Here is a 19,365-nt window from a genome sequence, read left to right as displayed (position 1 = left end):
TAAATTGATATTTACAACCATATATTGATTTTTGGTACAGCCATAATTTGATATTGCCTCTTCATGGTCTAAACTTGTGTAAGTTTACGACAAAATCGTGAAGAGGCAATATTATGTCTGCTCTACCTTTCCTTTCTATAGCCACCCTGCTTGAACTTGAAACTGCGTTTGACACTCCTGCTAGAAACTTAACTAAATCACGTGGAAAAAACATACACCGTTACGTCAGTGCTAAGATGGGAAAAAGAGTCACGGTAGAATCTTTTTTAGAATGTGCCGCTTGTTATCATTTTGATTTCGAACCTAGTATCGTTCGCTTTTGTTCTCAACCGATAAGATTTTCATACAGCCTAAATGGTAAGACCCATACTTATGTTCCAGACTTTCTAGTTCAATTTGATACCGGTGAATATAAGTTGTACGAGGTAAAGTCCGACAAGGAAAGTTCAAAAGAGGAGTTTCATTGTGAATGGGAAGCAAAAGTTCAAGGTGCGTTTGAGATAGGGTTAGATCTAGAGCTGGTTGTAGAGGAAGAAATACTGGATGAGGTCATATTTAACAACCTTAAGCTTTTGCATAGATATGCCTCAAGAGATAACTTGAACGACTTCCATCAAATTCTCCTTACTACTTTGAAACGGAATGGTACGCAAACAGCAAAGAGTTTAGGGCATCACCTCGGCTTAAATGGAAGAAAAATATTACCATTCCTGTGTGATTTACTCTCTCGGAACCTCCTCCAGACGAGCTTAGAGACCCCACTATCACTTGAGTCTGAATTTGAATTGGGTTGTTATGCCTAAGAAATCATTTTCAAGTTTTCATAGGAAGTCAGCACTTCAGCAAGAAAAACTTGAGCAGAATGATAGAGTCGTTAATTCCAACGATGTCGATGAAGCAACATATCAAGATATATCCGCATTTCCTGAAAATATAGCCAATCAGATTACTTTTCGTCTAAGCATTCTTCGTTTTTTAGCTGGTAAGTGCGAAAAAATCACTCCCAAGACAATCGAACCATATCGCGTCGCACTGCAACGGTTACACGACAAAAATATTCCAAGTGCGATATCAATATACAGGTGGTGGTTAGTTTTCAGAGCCTCCGGTTATAACCCGGTTAGTTTAGCTCCTGACTTTAAAAGTAGAGGAAATAGGGGGGCTAAAGTTTCACCAATTGTTGATTCGATAATAGAACAAGCAGTTGAAAGAGTTATTTCTGGTCGAAAGATCAATATCAGCTCGGCACACAGGCGAGTTAAGCGTAAAGTTCGACAATATAACTTAACGCACGGTACAAAGTATCCATACCCTAAATACGAGTCTGTAAGAATACGGGTTAAAAAGAAAACTCCCTTCGAAGTATTAGCAGCAAAGAAAGGCGAACGAGTTGCTAAAAGAGAATTCCGCCGTATGGGAAAGAAGATAACAACCTCGGCCGTATTAGAGCGGGTGGAAATAGACCATACAATGGTTGATATATTTGCGGTACACCCAGTACATCGAGTTACTTTAGGAAGACCTTGGCTCACGCAGTTAGTAGATTGTTATAGTAAAGCCGTAATTGGTTTTTATTTAGGTTTTGAGCCACCCAGTTACGTATCGGTATCGTTAGCCCTAAAAAATGCAATACAACGCAAAGATGACTTATTGTCTTCATATGAATCAATTGAAAATGAATGGCTATGTTACGGTATCCCTGACTTGCTCGTAACTGATAATGGTAAAGAATTTTTGTCTAAAGCCTTTGATAAAGCATGTGAGTCACTGTTGATCAATGTTCATCAAAACAGAGTCGAAGTGCCTGACAATAAGCCTGATGTCGAACGTAAATACGGGACGATCAATACTTCTCTATTAGACGATTTACCAGGGAAAGCTTTTAGTCAATACCTTCAGAGAGAGGGTTATGATTCAGTGGGTGAAGCTACTCTTACACTAGATGAAATTCAAGAAATTTACTTAATTTGGTTAGTAGATATTTATCATAAAGACTCTAACCAGAGAGGCACTAATTGTCCGAATATCGCTTGGCGAAATGGGTGCCAAGAATGGGAACCTGAAGAGTTTTCTGGTTCTAAAGATGAGTTGGACTTTAAATTCGCTATTGTTGATAGCAAACAACTAACCAAAGCAGGTGTAACCGTCTACAAAGGACTGACATACAGCAGTGAACGTTTAGCTGGGTACAGGGGTAAGAAAGGGAATCATAAAGTGCAGTTCAAATATAATCCAGAGTGTATGGCGGTCATTTGGGTGTTAGATGAAGATGTGAACGAATACTTCACGGTTAATGCTATAGATTATGAATATGCTAGTAGAGTTTCTCTGTGGCAGCATAAATACAATATTAAGTATCTAGCAGAATTAAATTCAGCAGAATTAAATTCAGCAGAATATGACGAAGATAAGGAAATCGATGCAGAGATCAAAATTGAAGAAATTGCTGATCGTTCAATTCTTGAAACAAGGAAAATTAGATCCCGGAGGCGTGGAGCTAGGCATCAGGAAAATAGCGCAAGAGCAAAGAGCATCAGCAATACTAAGCTAGTCCCACCCCAGAAAGACGAAGAAGAAATTGTAATTGTAGATAATGAAGATTGGGATATTGGTTATGTTTGAGAAATCATTAGATGAATGAAACTCGAGAAGCGCGCATCTCAAAAGCCAAAAGAGCATTTGTATCAACGCCGAGTGTTACGAAAATTTTGGGCTATATGGATAGATGTAGGGATTTGTCAGATTTTGAATCCGAGCCAACTTGTATGATGGTCTTTGGTGCATCGGGAGTAGGCAAGACGACGGTTATCAAAAAATATTTAAGTCAAAATAATCGGGATTCTAAAGTGCGAGGAGAGATAGTTCCTGTTCTGCATATCGAATTACCAGACAATGCGAAGCCTATTGATGCAGCAAGAGAGTTGTTGCTTGAAATGGGTGACCCATTAGCGCTTTATGATACTGATCTGGCTAGGTTGACGAAAAAACTGACTGACTTGATACCTTTGGCTGGTGTTAAGTTGATCATTATTGATGAATTTCAGCACTTAGTTGAAGAGAGGTCAAATCGCATTCTTACACAAGTAGGCAATTGGCTCAAAATGATACTCAATAGAACGAAGTGCCCAATTGTTCTTTTTGGTATGCCGTATTCTAAGGTTGTATTGAAAGCAAACTCACAACTGCATGGACGATTCTCAATTCAGTGTGAACTCCGCCCATTTAGCTATCAAGGTGGTGAAGGTGTATTCAAAAAATTTCTGGAAAATCTTGATAAATTATTACCTTTTGTCAAAGAGGCTGGGTTAGCAGAGAAAAACCTTCAGAAAAAACTATATGCTTTTTCTGAAGGTAATATGCGTTCGCTGAGAAACCTCATCTATCAAGCATCGGTTAATGCCATTGATAATCATCGGGCCACGATTATTTATGAAGATCTAGTTTTTTCTGCTGAGCTCACATGTAGTAACAAGCCCTACACATGGAAAAACCCTTTTGAAAACGGAGTCAAGGTGACGGAGGAAATGTTGCGTCCTCCACCAAAGGATATTGGATGGGAGGATTATCTGAAAAACATTAATTCAAGATCAAAAAGTAAGCTTAATGGTGGGAACATGTTTGAGTAATGTAATGGTGTTCACAACACTACTTAAGGAGCGTTGTCCTTATTTTCTGGGCAAAACCTACTACAAAAGGTCACGAAAACACTCCGTGCTCTAAACGACCGATTAAACTAATTACGACTTGAGTGTCTTCAGTTGTTGAAAGCATGTCAATTGGCCGTTTGTTACTTAGTCCTCTAACTGGGTGTTTAAGCCAGTAATGAGTAGCTTCTTCACTTCCAAACAGCGCTAGTGCTTCCTGAAATACTCTATCAAAATTCTTTTTCGTTTCTTTATTCACCTTAAACTCCACCTAAATGGATGTAGTAAGTGTAATACACAATACTACATTAAGAAAAGTAGGCCAAATAATGATTAGGCGAACTGATAAATAACAATGGTCTAAACAAGAAGTGGCTAAAAGTCAGATTGTGGAGGGTTGATTCGCTGAAAATTCGACGTGTCACTTATAAGATTTAACCAAACTGGATCAAAGATATTGGAAAGCTTCAATTACTCGTTGTTTAAAGCTTGTCAGTGTTAGGTCCGCGATCTCGGCAGAGTTGCTTTCCGATTCTGTGCTACCACTCTGATCAATTCGTCCAGAGAAATTGATGGAGACAGTATCGGTATTGTCTCCATTATCACTAAGGGGGAGATTTGAATTTGTAGCTATGTGTTCTAGTGCTTGATTTGGTTTTTTCTGAGGCCTCCTCAAATAACGACAGCTATCTGGAATATCTCGTTCAACTTCTTCTGCAAATTCGATGAGTTTTGGGGCGGCAAAAGTATATAGCCATGCTTCTTGGTTCGGGCATGAAGTCATACGGAGTATACGACCAAGGATTTGGCGAAAGTAGAGTTCGGTCTTTATGTTGCTCAGATGGCAACATACTTGGAGTCTCGGAATATCTGTGCCCTCACTGACCATACCAACACTCACAATCCACTCGGTGTAGTCGGTTCTAAATTGTTTAATTCTGACTTGGGAGTCATCATTTTTGTATGTGACTATCGTGGTTGTTTGATTGAATGTATTTTTGAGTAGTGAAGCTATTTCTATGGCGTGATTGACAGATGTAGCTACGATTAAGCCTCCGGCATATGGGGATTGACTTCGAATTTTCTTCAAGCGAGTAACGGCTGTTCCCAAAATATGAATCAAAGCAGGTTTGTTGTTGAGAATAGTAGAGTAGTTAATTTCACTCTCAGATATAAGCTCATTGAATGAGTTAAATGATTCAATATGATTATCTAACTTAATCGTGGATTTATCACAATCAATAAGCGTAATCGTTGGTTTACGGCAAACGCCGTCTTGGACAGCTTGCGCTAGTGTGTATTGATAATCACATACAATCGTCCCCTCAGGATCGCTGTATGACGAGAGTACAACGGGGGTCAAATTTGAACGCCAAGGTGTACCAGTTAAAGCGAGTGTATAAGTGGCTACTTTCTTAATCTTGCATAGAATCAGTTGGCCCCAGACATTGCTGTTCTCATTATTATCACCACCGCAGTGATGTATTTCATCAAAAACACAAAGTACACGATATTTTAAAAGCCTATTCCAGAACTTGTCATCTAGGTGTGTTATTGATTGGTAAGTGATAGATGTACCTAGAGAGCCAAACTTTCCATCCATTTCATCTTGTAGTGTTTCGGAGAAGTTACTTTGTATACTCGATGACACAGTCTTTGATGGAGAAAAGCAGATAACGAAATCGATCATAGAGCGTTCAAATAAGCCTTTAGCTAGATTGGCGGCCATAAATGTTTTGCCTGCACCTGGTGTGGCTTGTGCTAAAAAATGTTTGTTTCCTTGAATGTAGTGGGCCATTGCGTTTCCAATACACTCTGATTGCCAACGCCTTAACATTCTTTTTTACCACCAGTATTTTGATTAATTAGAGATATAGTGTTTGTCCACACATTCAATTGAGCCATTAGCTTTGCCGACTTGTTAGTTGCTTCTTGGTAACTCGGTTGTATGAATGGTTGTAAGGAATTGAAGCGTCGCATAAGGCTTTGGTATTCATCAATCTCAGCAAGAGTTACTGTGAGCTGCGCAGTTATGTCTTGTCGTTCAACCTCTAATTGGGCTTTTGCTATATTTAATTCGGATATTTTTAGTCCCTGTTCTTTTGCTATGACCTTTTTGCGTCTAGGAACAATGTTAAATTGCGTTGAATCAAAATTATCTGATTTTGAAAACGTTCTGTTTCGACCCTCCCCCGTTGCCTGTAATACACCTAACGAGAGAAGTCGCTCCAATGACCTCGCTACAAAAAGTCGAGCAACGCTACTGTTCTCATACTGGTCAGATTCTTTTTGAATCGAACTTCTAATCTCAATAATGCTGAACTGGTTTGAATTGCATCGATTAATTGCATCAAAGATATCTTGATTAATTTTTACTTTTGAACTCATTGTTGAATCTATTTGTGAATTTTTGCGGATTATAGTCCGTGGTAATAAATGCATCAAGAGGCGATAGTTTTTGTTTTTTAGAGTCGTTTTAAATGAAAGACTTAGCAAAGCGCTTTGGGGCCAAATTACGCGGAAAACGCAGGGATAAGAAGGTTTCTCAAGACCAACTAGCTTTGTTGGCTGATATCGATCGAAGTTATATTGGCAGGATTGAGCGTGGAGAAGTGAACATCACACTCGAAAAAGCCTATCAGCTAGCACAAGTGCTTGAGTGTGATGTGAGAGATTTATTGCCTTAAGTTACATGTCTTAGAGTATCTACTTATTCAGCAGTGAATTGCTCTGGAACTCGAATGAATGTGGTTCGTTTGTTATCAACTACTTTGCAGTAGTGCTGGGGATTATAGTCCTCATTTTTTTCTAAAGCAAACCACTGAATAGTGGTTTGAGATTGGAAGCAACAGAATTGATATTGAAGGGGCTTCTACCTATTCGGCAGTTCACACAACATTGTGATGCTCATCGATATAGAGTCTATTATCAGCTACCTATTCGGCAGTTCACTGTTACTAATTGCATATTTCGGAGCATTCCGATCAGTCATTTCGGGATTATCCGATCACCCATTTCGGTTTAAACCGATCACTGATTCCGCGATTATCCGATCACTTTTAGTCAAACTCCGAAATCGGTGATCGGAATAGCGAAAACCGCGATCGTAATGGCCGAAATCCTTCCTTTTTCTCTTTTAAATCAATAGCTCGCTATTCTTTACTTCTTAAACAAGAAGGAAAGGAAGCGACAATGGCCAAAAAGAGAACTCCAATGAACAAAATCAAAGAGGTATTACGCCTTAAATACGACTGCGGTCTCTCAAATCGTGGTATCGCTTCTTGCCTTAAACTCGGCCCGTCCACCGTATCAGAACTCCTTACTCGCTTTAAACAAAGCCAACTTGGTTGGCCTCTACCCGACAGTTGCAGCGATGCAGATCTCACACAGACGCTGTATCACGGCAAGAAAGTCAGTCGAGATAAAGTTATGCCAGACTTCACTCAATACGCAGTCGAACTCAGGCGTAAAGGTATGACAAAGATGCTGCTCTGGCAGGAGTATCATGAGCAATATCAAGAGCAAGCTTACGCTTACACTCAGTTCTGCGAGCACTTCACTCGTTGGTTCAAAACCCAAAAACGCAGCATGCGCCAGCTTCATGTTGCAGGTGATAAACTGTTTATCGATTACTGTGGGCCTCGGCTTCAGGTGGTCAACCCTGACACAGGCGAAGTGCGCGAAGCGGAGGTGTTCGTCGCGACTTTAGGCGCGTCCAATTACACTTATGTTGAAGCCTTCCCCAGCCAAGGGAAGCCCTACTGGTTAGAGGCGCATGCGAATGCGTTCGAACACTTCGGTGGCGTACCACAACTCTTAGTTCCCGATAACCTACGCAGCGCAGTCACCAAAGCCAATCGTTATGAGCCGAGACTGAACGACAGCTATCAAAAGCTGGCTAATCACTATCAAACAGCCGTGATGCCTGCTCGCCCCTACAAACCGAAAGACAAAGCCAAGGCAGAGAATGCCGTGCTCCTAGTAGAACGCTGGATCATGATGCGGTTGCGACACCAAGCCTTCCACACTTTTAAAGAGTTGAATCTCGCCATCCGTGAACTCATGAATGAGTTAAATCAGCGTGAGATGAAACAGTATGGCGCCAGCCGCCAAGCGCTGTTCGATAAACTCGACAAACCTGCATTAAAGCCACTGCCTAGGCAGCGTTACCTGTATACCGAAACTAAACGAGCCAAAGTTGGCCCTGACTATCACATCGAATATCGCCGTCATTACTACTCGGTTCCCCATCAACTTGTTGGTCACCATGTCGAGTTGGAAGCCTCTAATCGCCTGGTGCAGATCTACCATCAAGGTAACTTGGTGGCCCAGCATCCACGTAGCCAAAGAGAGCGAGGAAACAGCACCCAACCAGAGCACATGCCAAGCAACCATCAACATCAGAAGTGGTCGCCAGGGCGCTTGCTTAGCTGGGGAGCCAATATCGGCCCAGCCACACGAGAAGTCGTCAATAAGATGCTGAACTCCAAGCCTCATCCAGAGCAGTCTTATCGTTCCTGCCTTGGCTTGCTCAGCCTCAGTAAAACCTATGGCGAATCGCGCCTAGAGCAAGCCTGTAAAGATGCGCTGATGCTGACAAAATCCAATTACACCTTCATCAGCAATTTGTTGAAAAACAATCGTGAAGGACAACTGAGTAAAGACAACACGAGTACGCCAAATCTTGTTCATAGCAATGTTCGTGGCCCGAACAGTTATCACTAGGAGAAAGGATATGAATGCACTGAACGACCAACTCAAAACCCTACGCTTGAGCCATGTAGCGAAAGCATTAGAGCAGCAGCAAGAGCAACTGACCACCTACGCAGAACTGGACTTCGAGGAAAGGCTAAGCCTACTTCTGGAAAGCGAGATCTTGAATCGCAATCAGAGCAAAATCCAACGCTTAAAACGACAAGCCAAGCTGAGAGTAGATGCGCAGCCGAGCCAACTCATCTATAAGGAGGGACGAAACCTCAATCGTAAACAGATGAGCGAACTTCTGACGGGCAGTTATCTATACAAACACCAGAACATCTTGGTTACAGGCCCAACAGGCGCAGGCAAAACGTATCTTGCCTGCGCACTGGCAACCAGCGCCTGTGACCAACAACAAACGGTTAAGTACTACCGATTAACTCGCTTGCTTGACGACCTGACCGCTGGTCGTCTGGATGGTAGCTATCAAAAGCAACTCCAATCGCTGGCTAAGAAAACCTTACTGATCCTCGACGACTGGGGGATGGAAAAACTCACTCAAGAGCATGCGGGTCACTTATTAGAAGTGCTGGAAGAGCGTTATCAAAACAGCAGCACAATCGTCATCAGCCAGTTACCTGTAAGGGAGTGGTACAACATGATCGGCAACGCCACCGTCGCGGACGCGCTAATGGATCGGTTAGTACACAATAGTCATAGAATAGAACTGGGAGGTGAGTCAATGAGAAAACTGGCGCAATCCGATCACTTAGAGTAAAAATAAGAAGAGAGAAAAACGGTAGGATCAGGTGATCGGAATAAACCGAAACGAGCGATCGCAATCACCGAAATACGCATACTAATTAAAGAATAGTATAACTTTATCAATCAGTTAATAGATTTAGCGTCAAGTAACCCTATTTTTCTCACTGTGATCAATCTTCTATAATTCAATAGCTTAAAAGTGTTGATGGAAATAGGGTCAAATTAGGGGGACTGCTTGATACGAATTGTCTGTATTGGACAATCCGTAACTGCTGAACATCGAGTTACCTTCAAAGCTATGAGTAGCCTTCATTTGTATGTTCAACCGAAAGATACTGTTTTTGCTTTGACTGCTTACTTCGAGCGAATGGTAATGAGGAAGAACGATTAGTTCTTTTTGTTTAAGTAGAGCGGGGTGAAAAGCTTCCCCTCTAGCGATTGCACGTTTTTCAAGTCGCCTCAGCTTTCTTGCTTGACCTGCAGCAGAAGATTTGTCGATTGACTGATTCCGAGTAAACGCAGCATATTCGCAATTAGCGGGAATCTTTGTCGTTGCTGATATATCGAAATAGCCAAGCTGTCTCATTTGAATAAAGTAATGATGCTTAAGTAACAAATCGAGCTCAACTTTACTCGTGCTGATAAACGTTAGCTTTTTGCCGACAGTCTCATCACACCAATCAGGAAAAGAAACTCCAATACTTCTCGTATCATACTTGTAATTGAATCCGTGAAGAATACTCAAACACTTTGCTGCGAGCACTTTATTGTCACAGCGCTCTGGTAAGAAAGTTACTGTCTTATAGAACCAGCTCATAGCTAATCCCCCTTATGCTGAAACATCCCACCTTTGATTAGATTAGCAACTAAGTAGTGCAAGTCATTAGTAAGTTCTTGGCTCAATCTCCCTGATGCAGATAAGTGTTCAACGTATTGGTCGGCATTTTGAATAATGGAAAACAGATCTTTTTGTGTGGACGGGTGACGATAACAAGTCACCTCGCCTTTATGAGCGCCAAATCGACTAACTCGCAAAGGTTCAATGGCGTTCGGATACCAATCGTCAATTTTAGCGATAGCAGCTCCTACTTTGTAAGTACCAATGATCGGCGAGCGTACGTTTTTTATCTGAGTGTTCTGAAATGTTCGAGCTTTGTCGCCAGATTTTTTAGAGTCTTTGTTTTCTTTTTCAGTGAATGCTTGGCTTGGATAAATCTCACTATTGGTTGGGAGTACTAAAGTGGCTTTAACTTCAAATATTGCTAGCCCATTCGATTGGCTGAATGCATCAACAACTAACTGACGGATTGCACTCCACTGTTGATGAGCTTCAAATGCTGATTCTTCTCTGTACTCTGTACGTATATTTTCAAATAAAACAGGTCTTTCGGACCAAGGCCAAGGTGATAGTTCTACGTCAAGGCGGTATGCCCTCTTGGTATTTTTCCACAACCAAGAGCCGTTACAGACGTTGATTAGGTATCTGGACACTAACTTCTGCCAACCGATTCGTTTCTCATAAAGCTCAATCAGCTTAACGAGAGTATCTTTGACAGTGTTTGAATTGCATTTGTATGGTTTCCGTAACTCTGAAGAGAAAGATACTGAGAAAAAACATTCAATGTGGCTAGCTCCGAAAGGAACACTACAAAAGTCACCAGCATGTGGATTGCCGTGTGCTAGTTTTTCCGCGGTCGCACTTTCTTTAATGTTTCCCTTTGAATCATAAGCTAATGAAGCCGTTTCCATTTGCCCAAGTGCAATGCGAGATGTATATCTTAGAGGTTCTTTCGTACCATCAGGCCAAACAACAAAAAAGCAAACGTCGGAGGGGTTGATGGAGCGCTCATAAGCTAAGTTGGTTGGTAGTTCCATGATAGTTATGCCTCGGTTTGTAATACGATATGATTTTGATGGTACTTATAACGCCATAAAATTTTATTAGGGTCTGTCGTGTTCCCAAAAATGATAGGGTTTATGAGCCCAATAATAGGCTCGGAAAATGCGTGCTTATAGCCTCGTAATACGTCCTTTTTTTCTACTGGTCGTTCTAGCAGATGAAATCCAACGCAAGAGGGGGTAAACCACCGCTTCTCCCTAACGCTTCCTATCAAGTCATCAAAGCTACCCAGATGCCCCTTATAGAGCGAGAGCCATTTTCCCGTTTGTATTGGCACATATTTAACGGCGGAAGTTAAGCTGTCGAATGGCTGAATGCGATGAAAGTCTGCAATAGAAATTTTTGTTGCCCCTCGGGCAAGCCGTTTTGGTAGGGCTTTAATAATAGAGTCATTGGGTATGTTTGGCTTATGCAAGAACTTTAGGATAAAGCTAAATGTGAAATCACATTGCCAGTCATCATTTGTTGATGGGGGAGAAATAGTGCTGTTCGCTTTCTCAACAAATTCTTTGGTTAAACCACGTTTGTCTAAATGGAGCTGATGAATACAGATAGCAAAGGACTCAATTTTCGTTGCTGCGTGTAACTCTCTTAGCTTGCGCTCAAATGCATGCACATACCCATAGAATGCTGTTAGTGACGGAATACCGATTGTTACAGAAGAGCTCAAAGCTGTTGCTCCAGAGACGGTGATATTGGGTAAGAGCAAAAATGCACCAGAGTTTGAGCTAGGTTCATCGACACGAGGTTGGGGCAATGGGCTATCTATTTTTTGTTTTAGGAGGCTGTGAAACAACCTAGTGAGCTTGGGAACATACGCAAAACGCTTCGTCGCTTTTGCCTGTGAGAGGTCGTAATTTAAGTATTCTGTTAGTGTCTTCGCACCTATCCTTGCATCTTGTCGAGAAAGCCATGCTCGAATCATAATTTGAATATTGTCGGTTACCAACTTACGTTGTGCCTGTTTTCGATTCTCAGGTATCACTAGCCTGTTCAGTTGTAGATAGTCTTTTAAAGATTGAATGCTTTCTCTTGATAGCCAGTGCTCATTGCTGTTGAGTTTGTGGTGATGTGTATTTGAGAAGTTAGGAACAGATGTAAGCATCCTTAAAGCACCACCACATGTCATAGGTAATACTCCCATGTTAGTACCGCGGCTGTAACGGGTTAATGCTGTATAGCGATACTCAGTTTCTAGCGCTTGATAACAGTGACTTTGCATCGCTTGAGAGGCAACAGGAGATATTGAAATATATGAATCTTCGTCATCTGGCAATGAAAGTTGTGTTAGGTAATTGCCAGTTAATGTGACGTCAATTTTTTCCTTATCAAAGCTCTGCAACTGCTTAATTACTGCCTTTTTTGTTTTCTTGTAACAGCCTAGTGTCAGCAACTTAGTCCATAAAATATGTGAATCATCTTGTAGAAAGATAGCAAGGCATGAAATTGAATTGTTCCAGCAGAACTCACTTGTAAGGAAAGCGCTTTTATTGACGTACTTTGAATCATGGCTGTAAGCCCAATAGTGTTGTGGCAGCTTAGATGATGACAACAAATGTTCTGGTAGAGAGCCCAACGTAGATGCTCGAATAACACCACCTGCACGAATGTCCGGGAACTTTAGGTTATGGCTCTGAATGTACTCGATAGTGTTCAGGCAAAGACCCCACCACTTTTGGTCTCGTAGTTTTTCTTTACACTTCGCTCGATCAGTCAGGTCTTTTTGGTCGGCGGTTTTATCCGTTAAGTTAACCAAAACGGTGAGAGCATCAAGCTCCTTTCCATCGATATTGATATGTGGAGTAAGAGGGCGGAATGCTCGCTTTAATTCTACGTTCAAATCATCTGGTCTTGATTGTAGTAACTCTTTCAGACTCTCCATTTACCACCTCGATACATAGAAAGAGCGGTTAAATTCATCAGTTTGAAATTCGGCTAACCAAAGGCAGAAGATGTCGCCGAAATAAAATAAGTAGTCGTTAACCGCCAGAGGCATGTTTGGCTTAGTTTTACGATTTGGCTTTAAGATGCGCTGTTCTACCATTGAAGCTACCTCATCCATACTGCAATTGAGGAATACAGCAGCCTCTAAAGCGTTCATGCGTAGGTTAGCGATCAGACCGTTGCTATTCCATAAATGCGTCTCTATATGCCGTAGAAGCTCGCCTAAGACGATATTGTGCTGCAGGTTGCGCTCTGGTAATCGAATGGAACTAAAAAATATCCGCCCCATAAGATCTTTTACCCGCAATTCTTTTCTTCCAACAATTGCGTGATCTACGTTGAATTCGATTTCGCTATCAATCATAGAATGAAACGAGCTAGGCCAATTCGAGAAAAATTGGGTGAATAATAGATGGTCGAACTTATTGTCATTAAGATGGAGCCACCAATGAACCAACCCCCAACGGTAGCTTTTGGGGACGTCAGGTAGATTTTTAGACTCATTGCCGGCGAGCCAATTTGCGACAGTGAATATTGCCTCATGACTCACCTCTGAACTCTTTATGGCTATAGGTTCTTTGCAATTACTGCAATTTCCTTTCAACCTCGACTCTCGGTAGTCAAATTCAGACCCACAACTACAGGCAGTAATTAAAGGTGTATTATGAATGTGGCAGTGATCGTAACCCTCAAAATGCCAAAGGTAGGAGGCGTAGCCATTTTGTTGTAAACATAATGGGCAGCAGGGGATGGATTTAGTTCGAAGTAAACTACGAGGAAAAACTTCAGAACCTCGTATCACAGCACTGGTGGATGGAGAGTATTTTAAATTTGTTCTGTTAATTGCTAACCCAAGCAGCTCGGGCGGTTCATTAAACGTCAATTGAGCGAGCTTCAGGAGTGAAGCTATTCGGGCACTGGAACTGCTTTTGGCTGACGCAGGATTCATCTTGCAGATGTTAGTAGGGAAGGTCTGGAACCCTGAGAAGTCGATATCTTGAAGGTAACGTTTCGTGGCCATAAGAAAACGGTTCACATCTTCATAGCCATTTTTATTTGCAACTCGGATAAAGAAGCTCTCCAAGCTTTCGTTACTGTGTGGTTTGGGTCTTTGTAAAAGCATTAAGCTCCTCCTAATCCAAATATAGGAGTTACCAACATGATTAACCGAGTTTTACTTCAGATTGAGACGCTATAGACAAGTTTCCATTTTGTGTAACCTGGGTCTGCATTTCACTTAATTGAATATCAACTAAGGGACTATTGCTGTAAAGTATTTATCAATAAGTAAAGATAATTACGGAAGATAGAATGGCAACCTTGCTTAGTTGGCTTGGAAGAACAGACCTTGATCAGATGAAGCTAGATAAAACAGCTTCAATTGCGACTATTGCGTTAAAAGCGCCAGCATTTGATGATGTCGTGATTCTGGCTAGTACATGGGAAGATGAATGGCATGATTACAAAGAGTGGCTTGAAAAAAAACTTGCTTGTGCCGGGCGTTCCAATACTTCAGTAAAGATTCAACGTATCAGGTTGTCATCTCCAATTGATTACACTGCAATTACCAAAGTCATGCACAAGCAACTGGCTCATGTCTCTGATCAGGCTGATGGTATTTATCTAAATTTGACCTCTGGTACTCCTGCAATGACAGTCGTTTCTGTTCTACTTGGAAAGAGTATTGCGAAATGTCAGTTAGTTCAAACTACCCCTCAAGGTCAGTTAATCGAAGTTGATGTACCTGTAGACTTTTCTGCTGAGTATCAAAAATCTTCGTCAACAGCTATTGCTCAACTTGCTTCAAAAACACCGTCTCTCAATAGTGCTTTTGATTCGATTACGGCCAAATCTACTGTCATGCAGAACGTCATCAAGAAAGCACAACGATTGGCTTATGCTGATCTACCGGCTTTGCTACTCGGAGAAAGTGGTACCGGTAAAGAAGTGATGGCAAAAGGTATTCATAAAGCCAGTCCTCGTGCTGATAAGCCATTTAAAGCTGTTAACTGTGGTGCTTTACCTGAAAATTTGGTTGATTCCATTTTGTTTGGTCATGTAAAAGGTGCGTTTACAGGGGCACACCAAGATCATGCAGGGTTATTTGAGCAAGCAAATGGTGGAACATTATTTCTTGATGAAGTTGGTGAACTCCCTTTAGCCGTTCAAGTCAAATTACTTAGGGCATTGCAGCAGCAGGAAATTACAAAGGTGGGAGACGTTGCCACGAAAAGTGTTGATGTGAGGATTGTCGCTGCGACACACCGTGACCTTTTTAAAATGGTTTCTGACGAGTCTTTTCGTGAAGATCTTTTCTATCGGCTAGCCGTTGGAGTGATTGAGTTGCCTTCGTTAAGGGCGCGTTCAGAAGAGATCCCTTTCCTGATCGAAGAGTTGATGATCGAGATAAACCAGCAGATGAAGACTCATCCCTTATTTGAGAGTAAGAATATTTCCAAGTCTGCAATAGAATTTGCAGAAGCATACAGCTGGCCGGGTAATATTCGTGAGCTATGGAACACATTAAACCGAGCCGTATTATGGTCGGAAGGTAAAGAGGTCACTAAACAAGATTTGGACGTTGCGATAATAAGTCGTGACCTAAATTCGGCGAACAATGGTGAATTTAGGGTTCCTGGTGACCTTCAGCAACATATTGATAATATAAAGAAAAGTGCAATTGAGTCTGCGATGGATTATGCTGCTGGAAACAAATCTAAAGCTGCAAAATCGTTAGGTTTAAATAATCATCAAACGCTAAATAACTGGCTGAAAACGCTCAATTTAGAATCATAAAAACAACCAAGTTTGAAATTGGCGTAAACGTTGCAAAGTATCACTCATCTTAGGAGACAGAAAGGTGAAGAAGTCTATGAATTTTGAACATTTAAGAGAACAGTGGCCCGAGTTAGCTGAGCTTGGTGCTTTTGCTGAAACGTATGCCGTTGTTGATCCGCAAAGTGCTCTCGTGAAGCTACGTTGTTATGTTGAAAAAATTGTTGGTTACCTATACCAAGAACTTCACCTACCTGTTGCTCCCAATGCTTCAATGCACGACAAACTTGTCAGTGGCGCTTTTACCTCGGTTGTTGATAAAACCATTGCTGATAAGTTTCACGCTGTTCGCAAGGGGGGCAACAAAGCTGCTCATGAAGGGAAAGTCTCACAACATGATTCGATTTGGTTGTTGAAAGAGTCTTACTTTATTGGTTGTTGGCTCTATATGGCCTATGGCGACGGTGATATAGAAGGTTGCCCTAAATTTACTGTTCCAGACAATGCACCAACGGGTGAAGAGTCTAAAGCTGAGTTCAAGAGAAAGAACAAACTGTTACAGCAGAAGCTTAACCAAAATGATGACCTTCTTAAGAAAGCGCTAAAAGAATTAGAAGAAGTAAAGCAAGCGCAGTTAGAAGCTCAGAAACAAGCCGCTCAGCTGAAGCAGCAAACTGACCACGTTAAAGCCGATAAAATTCGCACTAATACCCTGTCACTAAAAAGCAGCTTTGACTTTAATGAAGCCGAAACTCGTAAGCGTCTCATTGATGCTGAATTACGCAGTGAAGGTTGGGATGTCGCTCTTGATAATGAAAGCACGGAACAGGTGTCAAAAGAGTACGAAGTCGACGGCCAACCAACCACAACAGGCAAAGGTCGCTGCGATTATGTATTGTGGGATGATAATGGCAAACCATTAGCAGTTATTGAAGCTAAGCGTACTCGAAAAGATGCCAATGCAGGGCGTGAGCAAGCGAAACTATACGCAGACGCACTAGAAGCAAGTACCGGCCAGCGACCAGTCATTTTCTACACTAACGGTTACGAAATCTATATTTGGGATGATGCTCAGGGTTACGCACCTAGACTGATTTTTGGCTATTACTCAAAAGACAGCCTTCAATATCTGATTCTTCAACGAGAAATAAAGAAAGATTTAAACAGCACACCCATTGATACAAAAGTTGCGGGTCGTTTATATCAAATGGAAAGCATCAGCCGTATTTGTGAGCGCTTTTCAGACAAGCATCGAAAGGCCCTTATTGTACAGGCAACCGGGACGGGTAAAACGCGAGTCTCTATTGCATTAGCCAAGCGCTTGTTAGATGCAGGTTGGGCGAAACGTATTCTGTTCTTATGTGACCGAAAAGAGCTACGTAAACAGGCTGGTAATGCGTTTAATGAGCACACTAAAGAGCCGCTTTTCATCAAAGGTAAAAGTAAGAAAGAACTAGCTTCAAAGGCGCGTATCGTTATCGCGACCTATCCGGGTATGATCCAAAATTATGAAGAGTATGATGTTGGCCACTTTGACCTGATCGTTGCTGATGAATCGCATCGTTCGATTTACAACAAGTACGGCGAGCTATTCAAATATTTCGATGCATTACAAGTGGGTTTAACCGCGACTCCTGTTGAGATGATTTCGCGCTCAACCAGTCAGTTGTTCGGCTGTGACTACAAAATGCCGACGGCGAACTACCCACTTGAGCAAGCGATTGAAGAGAAAAACTTAGTTCCATTTAAAGTCGTTACCCACACAACTCAATTCTTACGTGACGGCATTAAGGCAAGCGAACTGACGGATGAGCAGATTGCAGAACTAGAAGATCAAGGTATTGATCCAAACACTCTGGATTTCGATGCGAAGCAGGTTGATAAAGCCATATTCAATAAAGATACCAACCGAGCAATCATCCGCAACCTAATGGAAAAGGGGTTAAAAGATGTGGATGACCAACTTCCTGGTAAATCGATTATCTTTGCAAGAAACATAGCTCACGCCGAACTGCTAGTTGAGTTGTTTAGTGAAATGTACCCAGATATGGGTGGAAATTTTTGCCGAGTTATCCACTCAAAATATGAGAGAGCAGAAGAGCTTATCGACAACTTCAAAAGTACTGAAGGTAACGATGATGAAGTTACCATTGCCGTCTCGGTTGATATGTTAGACACCGGTATTGATGTGCCTGAATGTGTTAACTTGGTCTTTGCTAAGCCTATAAAATCAAAAGTAAAATTTTGGCAAATGGTAGGGCGTGGTACACGTTTATGTGAAAACTTGTACGGGCCTGGAGCAGATAAGAAGCACTTCCTCATCTTCGACCACTGGGGCAACTTTGAGCATTTCAAAATGAACCCAGATGAGGATGAAGGAACGCAAAGTAAATCTTTGGCGCAAAAAGTATTTGAAGCAAAATTAGTGCTTGCCGTCGAAGCGCTTAAAAAAGCAGAAATGGAAATCTTTGCCGACGTTATACCGCAGATTAAGGCAGACATTGACTCTCTAAATGATCAAACCATCGCGGTACGCGAGAAATGGAAACTAAAAGCACAGCTGAGTGAAGAAAAACGTTTAATGCAGATGGCGCCAGATACTAAAGCGTTACTCTTTGATGAAATGGCACCTCTGATGCAGTGGAAGAAGACTACTGGTGAAAGTGAAGCGCTGCGTTTAGACCTACAATTCTTACAATTGCAACTCACCAAACTGCAGCAGCCAAGTAAAGTTGAGTTAGAGGCATCGCCGATCTTAGACAAAGTCATCAGTCTGTCGATGCATCTCAATGAAGTGCGTAGTAAAGCGGCAACGATCAAGCAGATTCAACAACCCAACTATTTGAGTGATGCCGATTATTTTGCGGTAGAAACGTGTCGCCATAATTTACGCACGGTTATCCACTTGCGTGATAAAGGCGTAGCGCCTCCTGCGCCGCAAACGCCTATTATTGACCTACGTGAAGATCCAACGCTCTATGAAACAGAAGAGATTAAAACCGACATCATCACTGTGGATTACGAGATCTACCGTCAAGAAGTTGAAAAAACACTGACGCCACTGTTTGAATCTAACACTGTGCTACAGAAAATACGTGGCGGCCAAGCGGTGACAGAAGCTGATTTATCAACACTGAATGCACTGGTGCATACACAAAACCCAAATGTGGATTTACATACACTCAAAGAGTTCTTCCCTGAATCAACCGCCGAGTTAGACCAAATTTTACGAACGATTGTAGGGATGGATGAACAACAAATTGAGCATGAATTTACCGCATTCGTTCAACAAGTTCATACTCACTTGAACGCAAGACAGCAGCGTTTTATCGGCATGCTCAAGAATCACTTATGTCGTTATGGCAGCGTTGATATTGAAGCTCTTTATGACGCACCATTTAATCAAATTGACGATGCGGGATTAGACGGCGTGTTCCCAAACCCTGCTCAAGCAGATGTAGTTGAGCAATTTGTGCGTCGCTTTAGCGTGCATTTGGGTAATAAACAATCAAGCGTCGAGAAAGCAGTGAATTAGCCCTTTGGTTAAGCCAGCAAGCTGATTACACTACAACCATTAAAAACCAGCGGCTACTACCTTGAATGAGGGCCTTGAATTAAGGCTCTGAATACGCCGTTGGT

The 19,365-nt window shown here is 41.8% G+C and carries 15 protein-coding genes; 8 read left to right on the top strand and 7 right to left on the bottom strand.

What is annotated here, in order from left to right:
- Positions 1–113: 113 nt before the first annotated feature.
- From OCV36_RS22150 to OCV36_RS22140, 3 genes are read left to right on the top strand one after another with little or no spacing between them, the layout of a single operon-like run.
- The gene (locus OCV36_RS22150) at positions 114–803 is read left to right on the top strand and encodes a TnsA endonuclease N-terminal domain-containing protein (RefSeq protein ID WP_102337140.1); all 690 of its coding nucleotides are present in this window, start codon (positions 114–116) and stop codon (positions 801–803) included.
- Positions 796–2,622 (top strand): Mu transposase C-terminal domain-containing protein, encoded by a 1,827-nt coding sequence (locus OCV36_RS22145; protein WP_135457292.1) that lies wholly within the window; start codon positions 796–798, stop codon positions 2,620–2,622. Before OCV36_RS22150 ends, OCV36_RS22145 begins: the two co-directional genes overlap by 8 nt.
- 11 nt (positions 2,623–2,633) lie before the next feature.
- Positions 2,634–3,626, top strand: coding sequence for a TniB family NTP-binding protein (locus OCV36_RS22140; RefSeq protein WP_135457290.1), 993 nt, complete (start codon positions 2,634–2,636; stop codon positions 3,624–3,626).
- Between the two features lie 70 nt (positions 3,627–3,696).
- Here OCV36_RS22140 and OCV36_RS22135 read toward each other — a convergent pair whose 3' ends face one another.
- From OCV36_RS22135 to OCV36_RS22125, 3 genes are all read right to left on the bottom strand, one after another.
- Positions 3,697–3,903, bottom strand: coding sequence for an antitoxin Xre/MbcA/ParS toxin-binding domain-containing protein (locus OCV36_RS22135; protein WP_086712132.1), 207 nt, complete (start codon positions 3,901–3,903; stop codon positions 3,697–3,699).
- Positions 3,904–4,092: 189 nt separating this feature from the next.
- Entirely contained in the window at positions 4,093–5,442 is a 1,350-nt protein-coding gene (locus tag OCV36_RS22130; protein ID WP_245300933.1) for a DEAD/DEAH box helicase, read from the bottom strand.
- A gap of 32 nt (positions 5,443–5,474) precedes the next feature.
- Positions 5,475–6,032, bottom strand: coding sequence for a hypothetical protein (locus OCV36_RS22125; protein ID WP_016795647.1), 558 nt, complete (start codon positions 6,030–6,032; stop codon positions 5,475–5,477).
- Between the two features lie 92 nt (positions 6,033–6,124).
- Between OCV36_RS22125 and OCV36_RS22120 the strand changes: the two genes are divergently transcribed.
- The 3 genes from OCV36_RS22120 (at position 6,125) to istB (ending at position 9,120) form a co-directional block, all read left to right on the top strand.
- Positions 6,125–6,331, top strand: a complete 207-nt coding sequence (locus OCV36_RS22120) for a helix-turn-helix domain-containing protein (RefSeq protein WP_135457286.1) — start codon at positions 6,125–6,127, stop codon at positions 6,329–6,331.
- A 505-nt stretch (positions 6,332–6,836) separates the two neighbouring features.
- On the top strand, positions 6,837–8,369 hold the full coding sequence (gene istA / locus OCV36_RS22115; RefSeq protein ID WP_135459315.1) for an IS21 family transposase: 1,533 nt from the start codon (positions 6,837–6,839) through the stop codon (positions 8,367–8,369).
- Between the two features lie 10 nt (positions 8,370–8,379).
- Positions 8,380–9,120, top strand: coding sequence for an IS21-like element ISVch3 family helper ATPase IstB (istB, locus tag OCV36_RS22110; protein WP_135459317.1), 741 nt, complete (start codon positions 8,380–8,382; stop codon positions 9,118–9,120).
- Between the two features lie 204 nt (positions 9,121–9,324).
- Here the strand turns inward: istB and cas6f are convergent, their stop codons facing one another.
- The 4 genes from cas6f to OCV36_RS22090 all read right to left on the bottom strand — a co-directional run bounded on the left by cas6f (position 9,325) and on the right by OCV36_RS22090 (position 14,074).
- Positions 9,325–9,924, bottom strand: a complete 600-nt coding sequence (cas6f, locus tag OCV36_RS22105) for a type I-F CRISPR-associated endoribonuclease Cas6/Csy4 (RefSeq protein ID WP_135459141.1) — start codon at positions 9,922–9,924, stop codon at positions 9,325–9,327.
- Between the two features lie 2 nt (positions 9,925–9,926).
- Positions 9,927–10,982 carry a type I-F CRISPR-associated protein Csy3 gene (csy3, locus tag OCV36_RS22100; protein WP_135459143.1) on the bottom strand — a complete coding sequence of 352 codons (1,056 nt, stop codon included), beginning with the start codon at positions 10,980–10,982 and terminating at the stop codon, positions 9,927–9,929.
- A gap of 5 nt (positions 10,983–10,987) precedes the next feature.
- Complete coding sequence (locus tag OCV36_RS22095; protein WP_261887537.1) at positions 10,988–12,559, bottom strand: type I-F CRISPR-associated protein Csy2; 1,572 nt, start codon at positions 12,557–12,559, stop codon at positions 10,988–10,990.
- A 330-nt stretch (positions 12,560–12,889) separates the two neighbouring features.
- Entirely contained in the window at positions 12,890–14,074 is a 1,185-nt protein-coding gene (locus tag OCV36_RS22090; protein WP_135459145.1) for a TniQ family protein, read from the bottom strand.
- A 188-nt stretch (positions 14,075–14,262) separates the two neighbouring features.
- On the opposite strand from OCV36_RS22090, the gene OCV36_RS22085 reads away from it, so the two are divergent.
- Positions 14,263–15,747 (top strand): sigma-54 interaction domain-containing protein, encoded by a 1,485-nt coding sequence (locus tag OCV36_RS22085; protein WP_135459147.1) that lies wholly within the window; start codon positions 14,263–14,265, stop codon positions 15,745–15,747.
- Positions 15,748–15,823: 76 nt separating this feature from the next.
- Positions 15,824–19,261 carry a DEAD/DEAH box helicase family protein gene (locus OCV36_RS22080; protein ID WP_135459149.1) on the top strand — a complete coding sequence of 1,146 codons (3,438 nt, stop codon included), beginning with the start codon at positions 15,824–15,826 and terminating at the stop codon, positions 19,259–19,261.
- Positions 19,262–19,365 lie beyond the last annotated feature (104 nt).

The sequence above is a fragment of the Vibrio echinoideorum genome (assembly GCF_024347455.1).
GTDB classification, from domain to species: Bacteria; Pseudomonadota; Gammaproteobacteria; order Enterobacterales; family Vibrionaceae; genus Vibrio; species Vibrio echinoideorum.
Note: the sequence above shows the minus strand (reverse complement) of the source record. Positions and strands in the feature narration are given on the sequence as shown.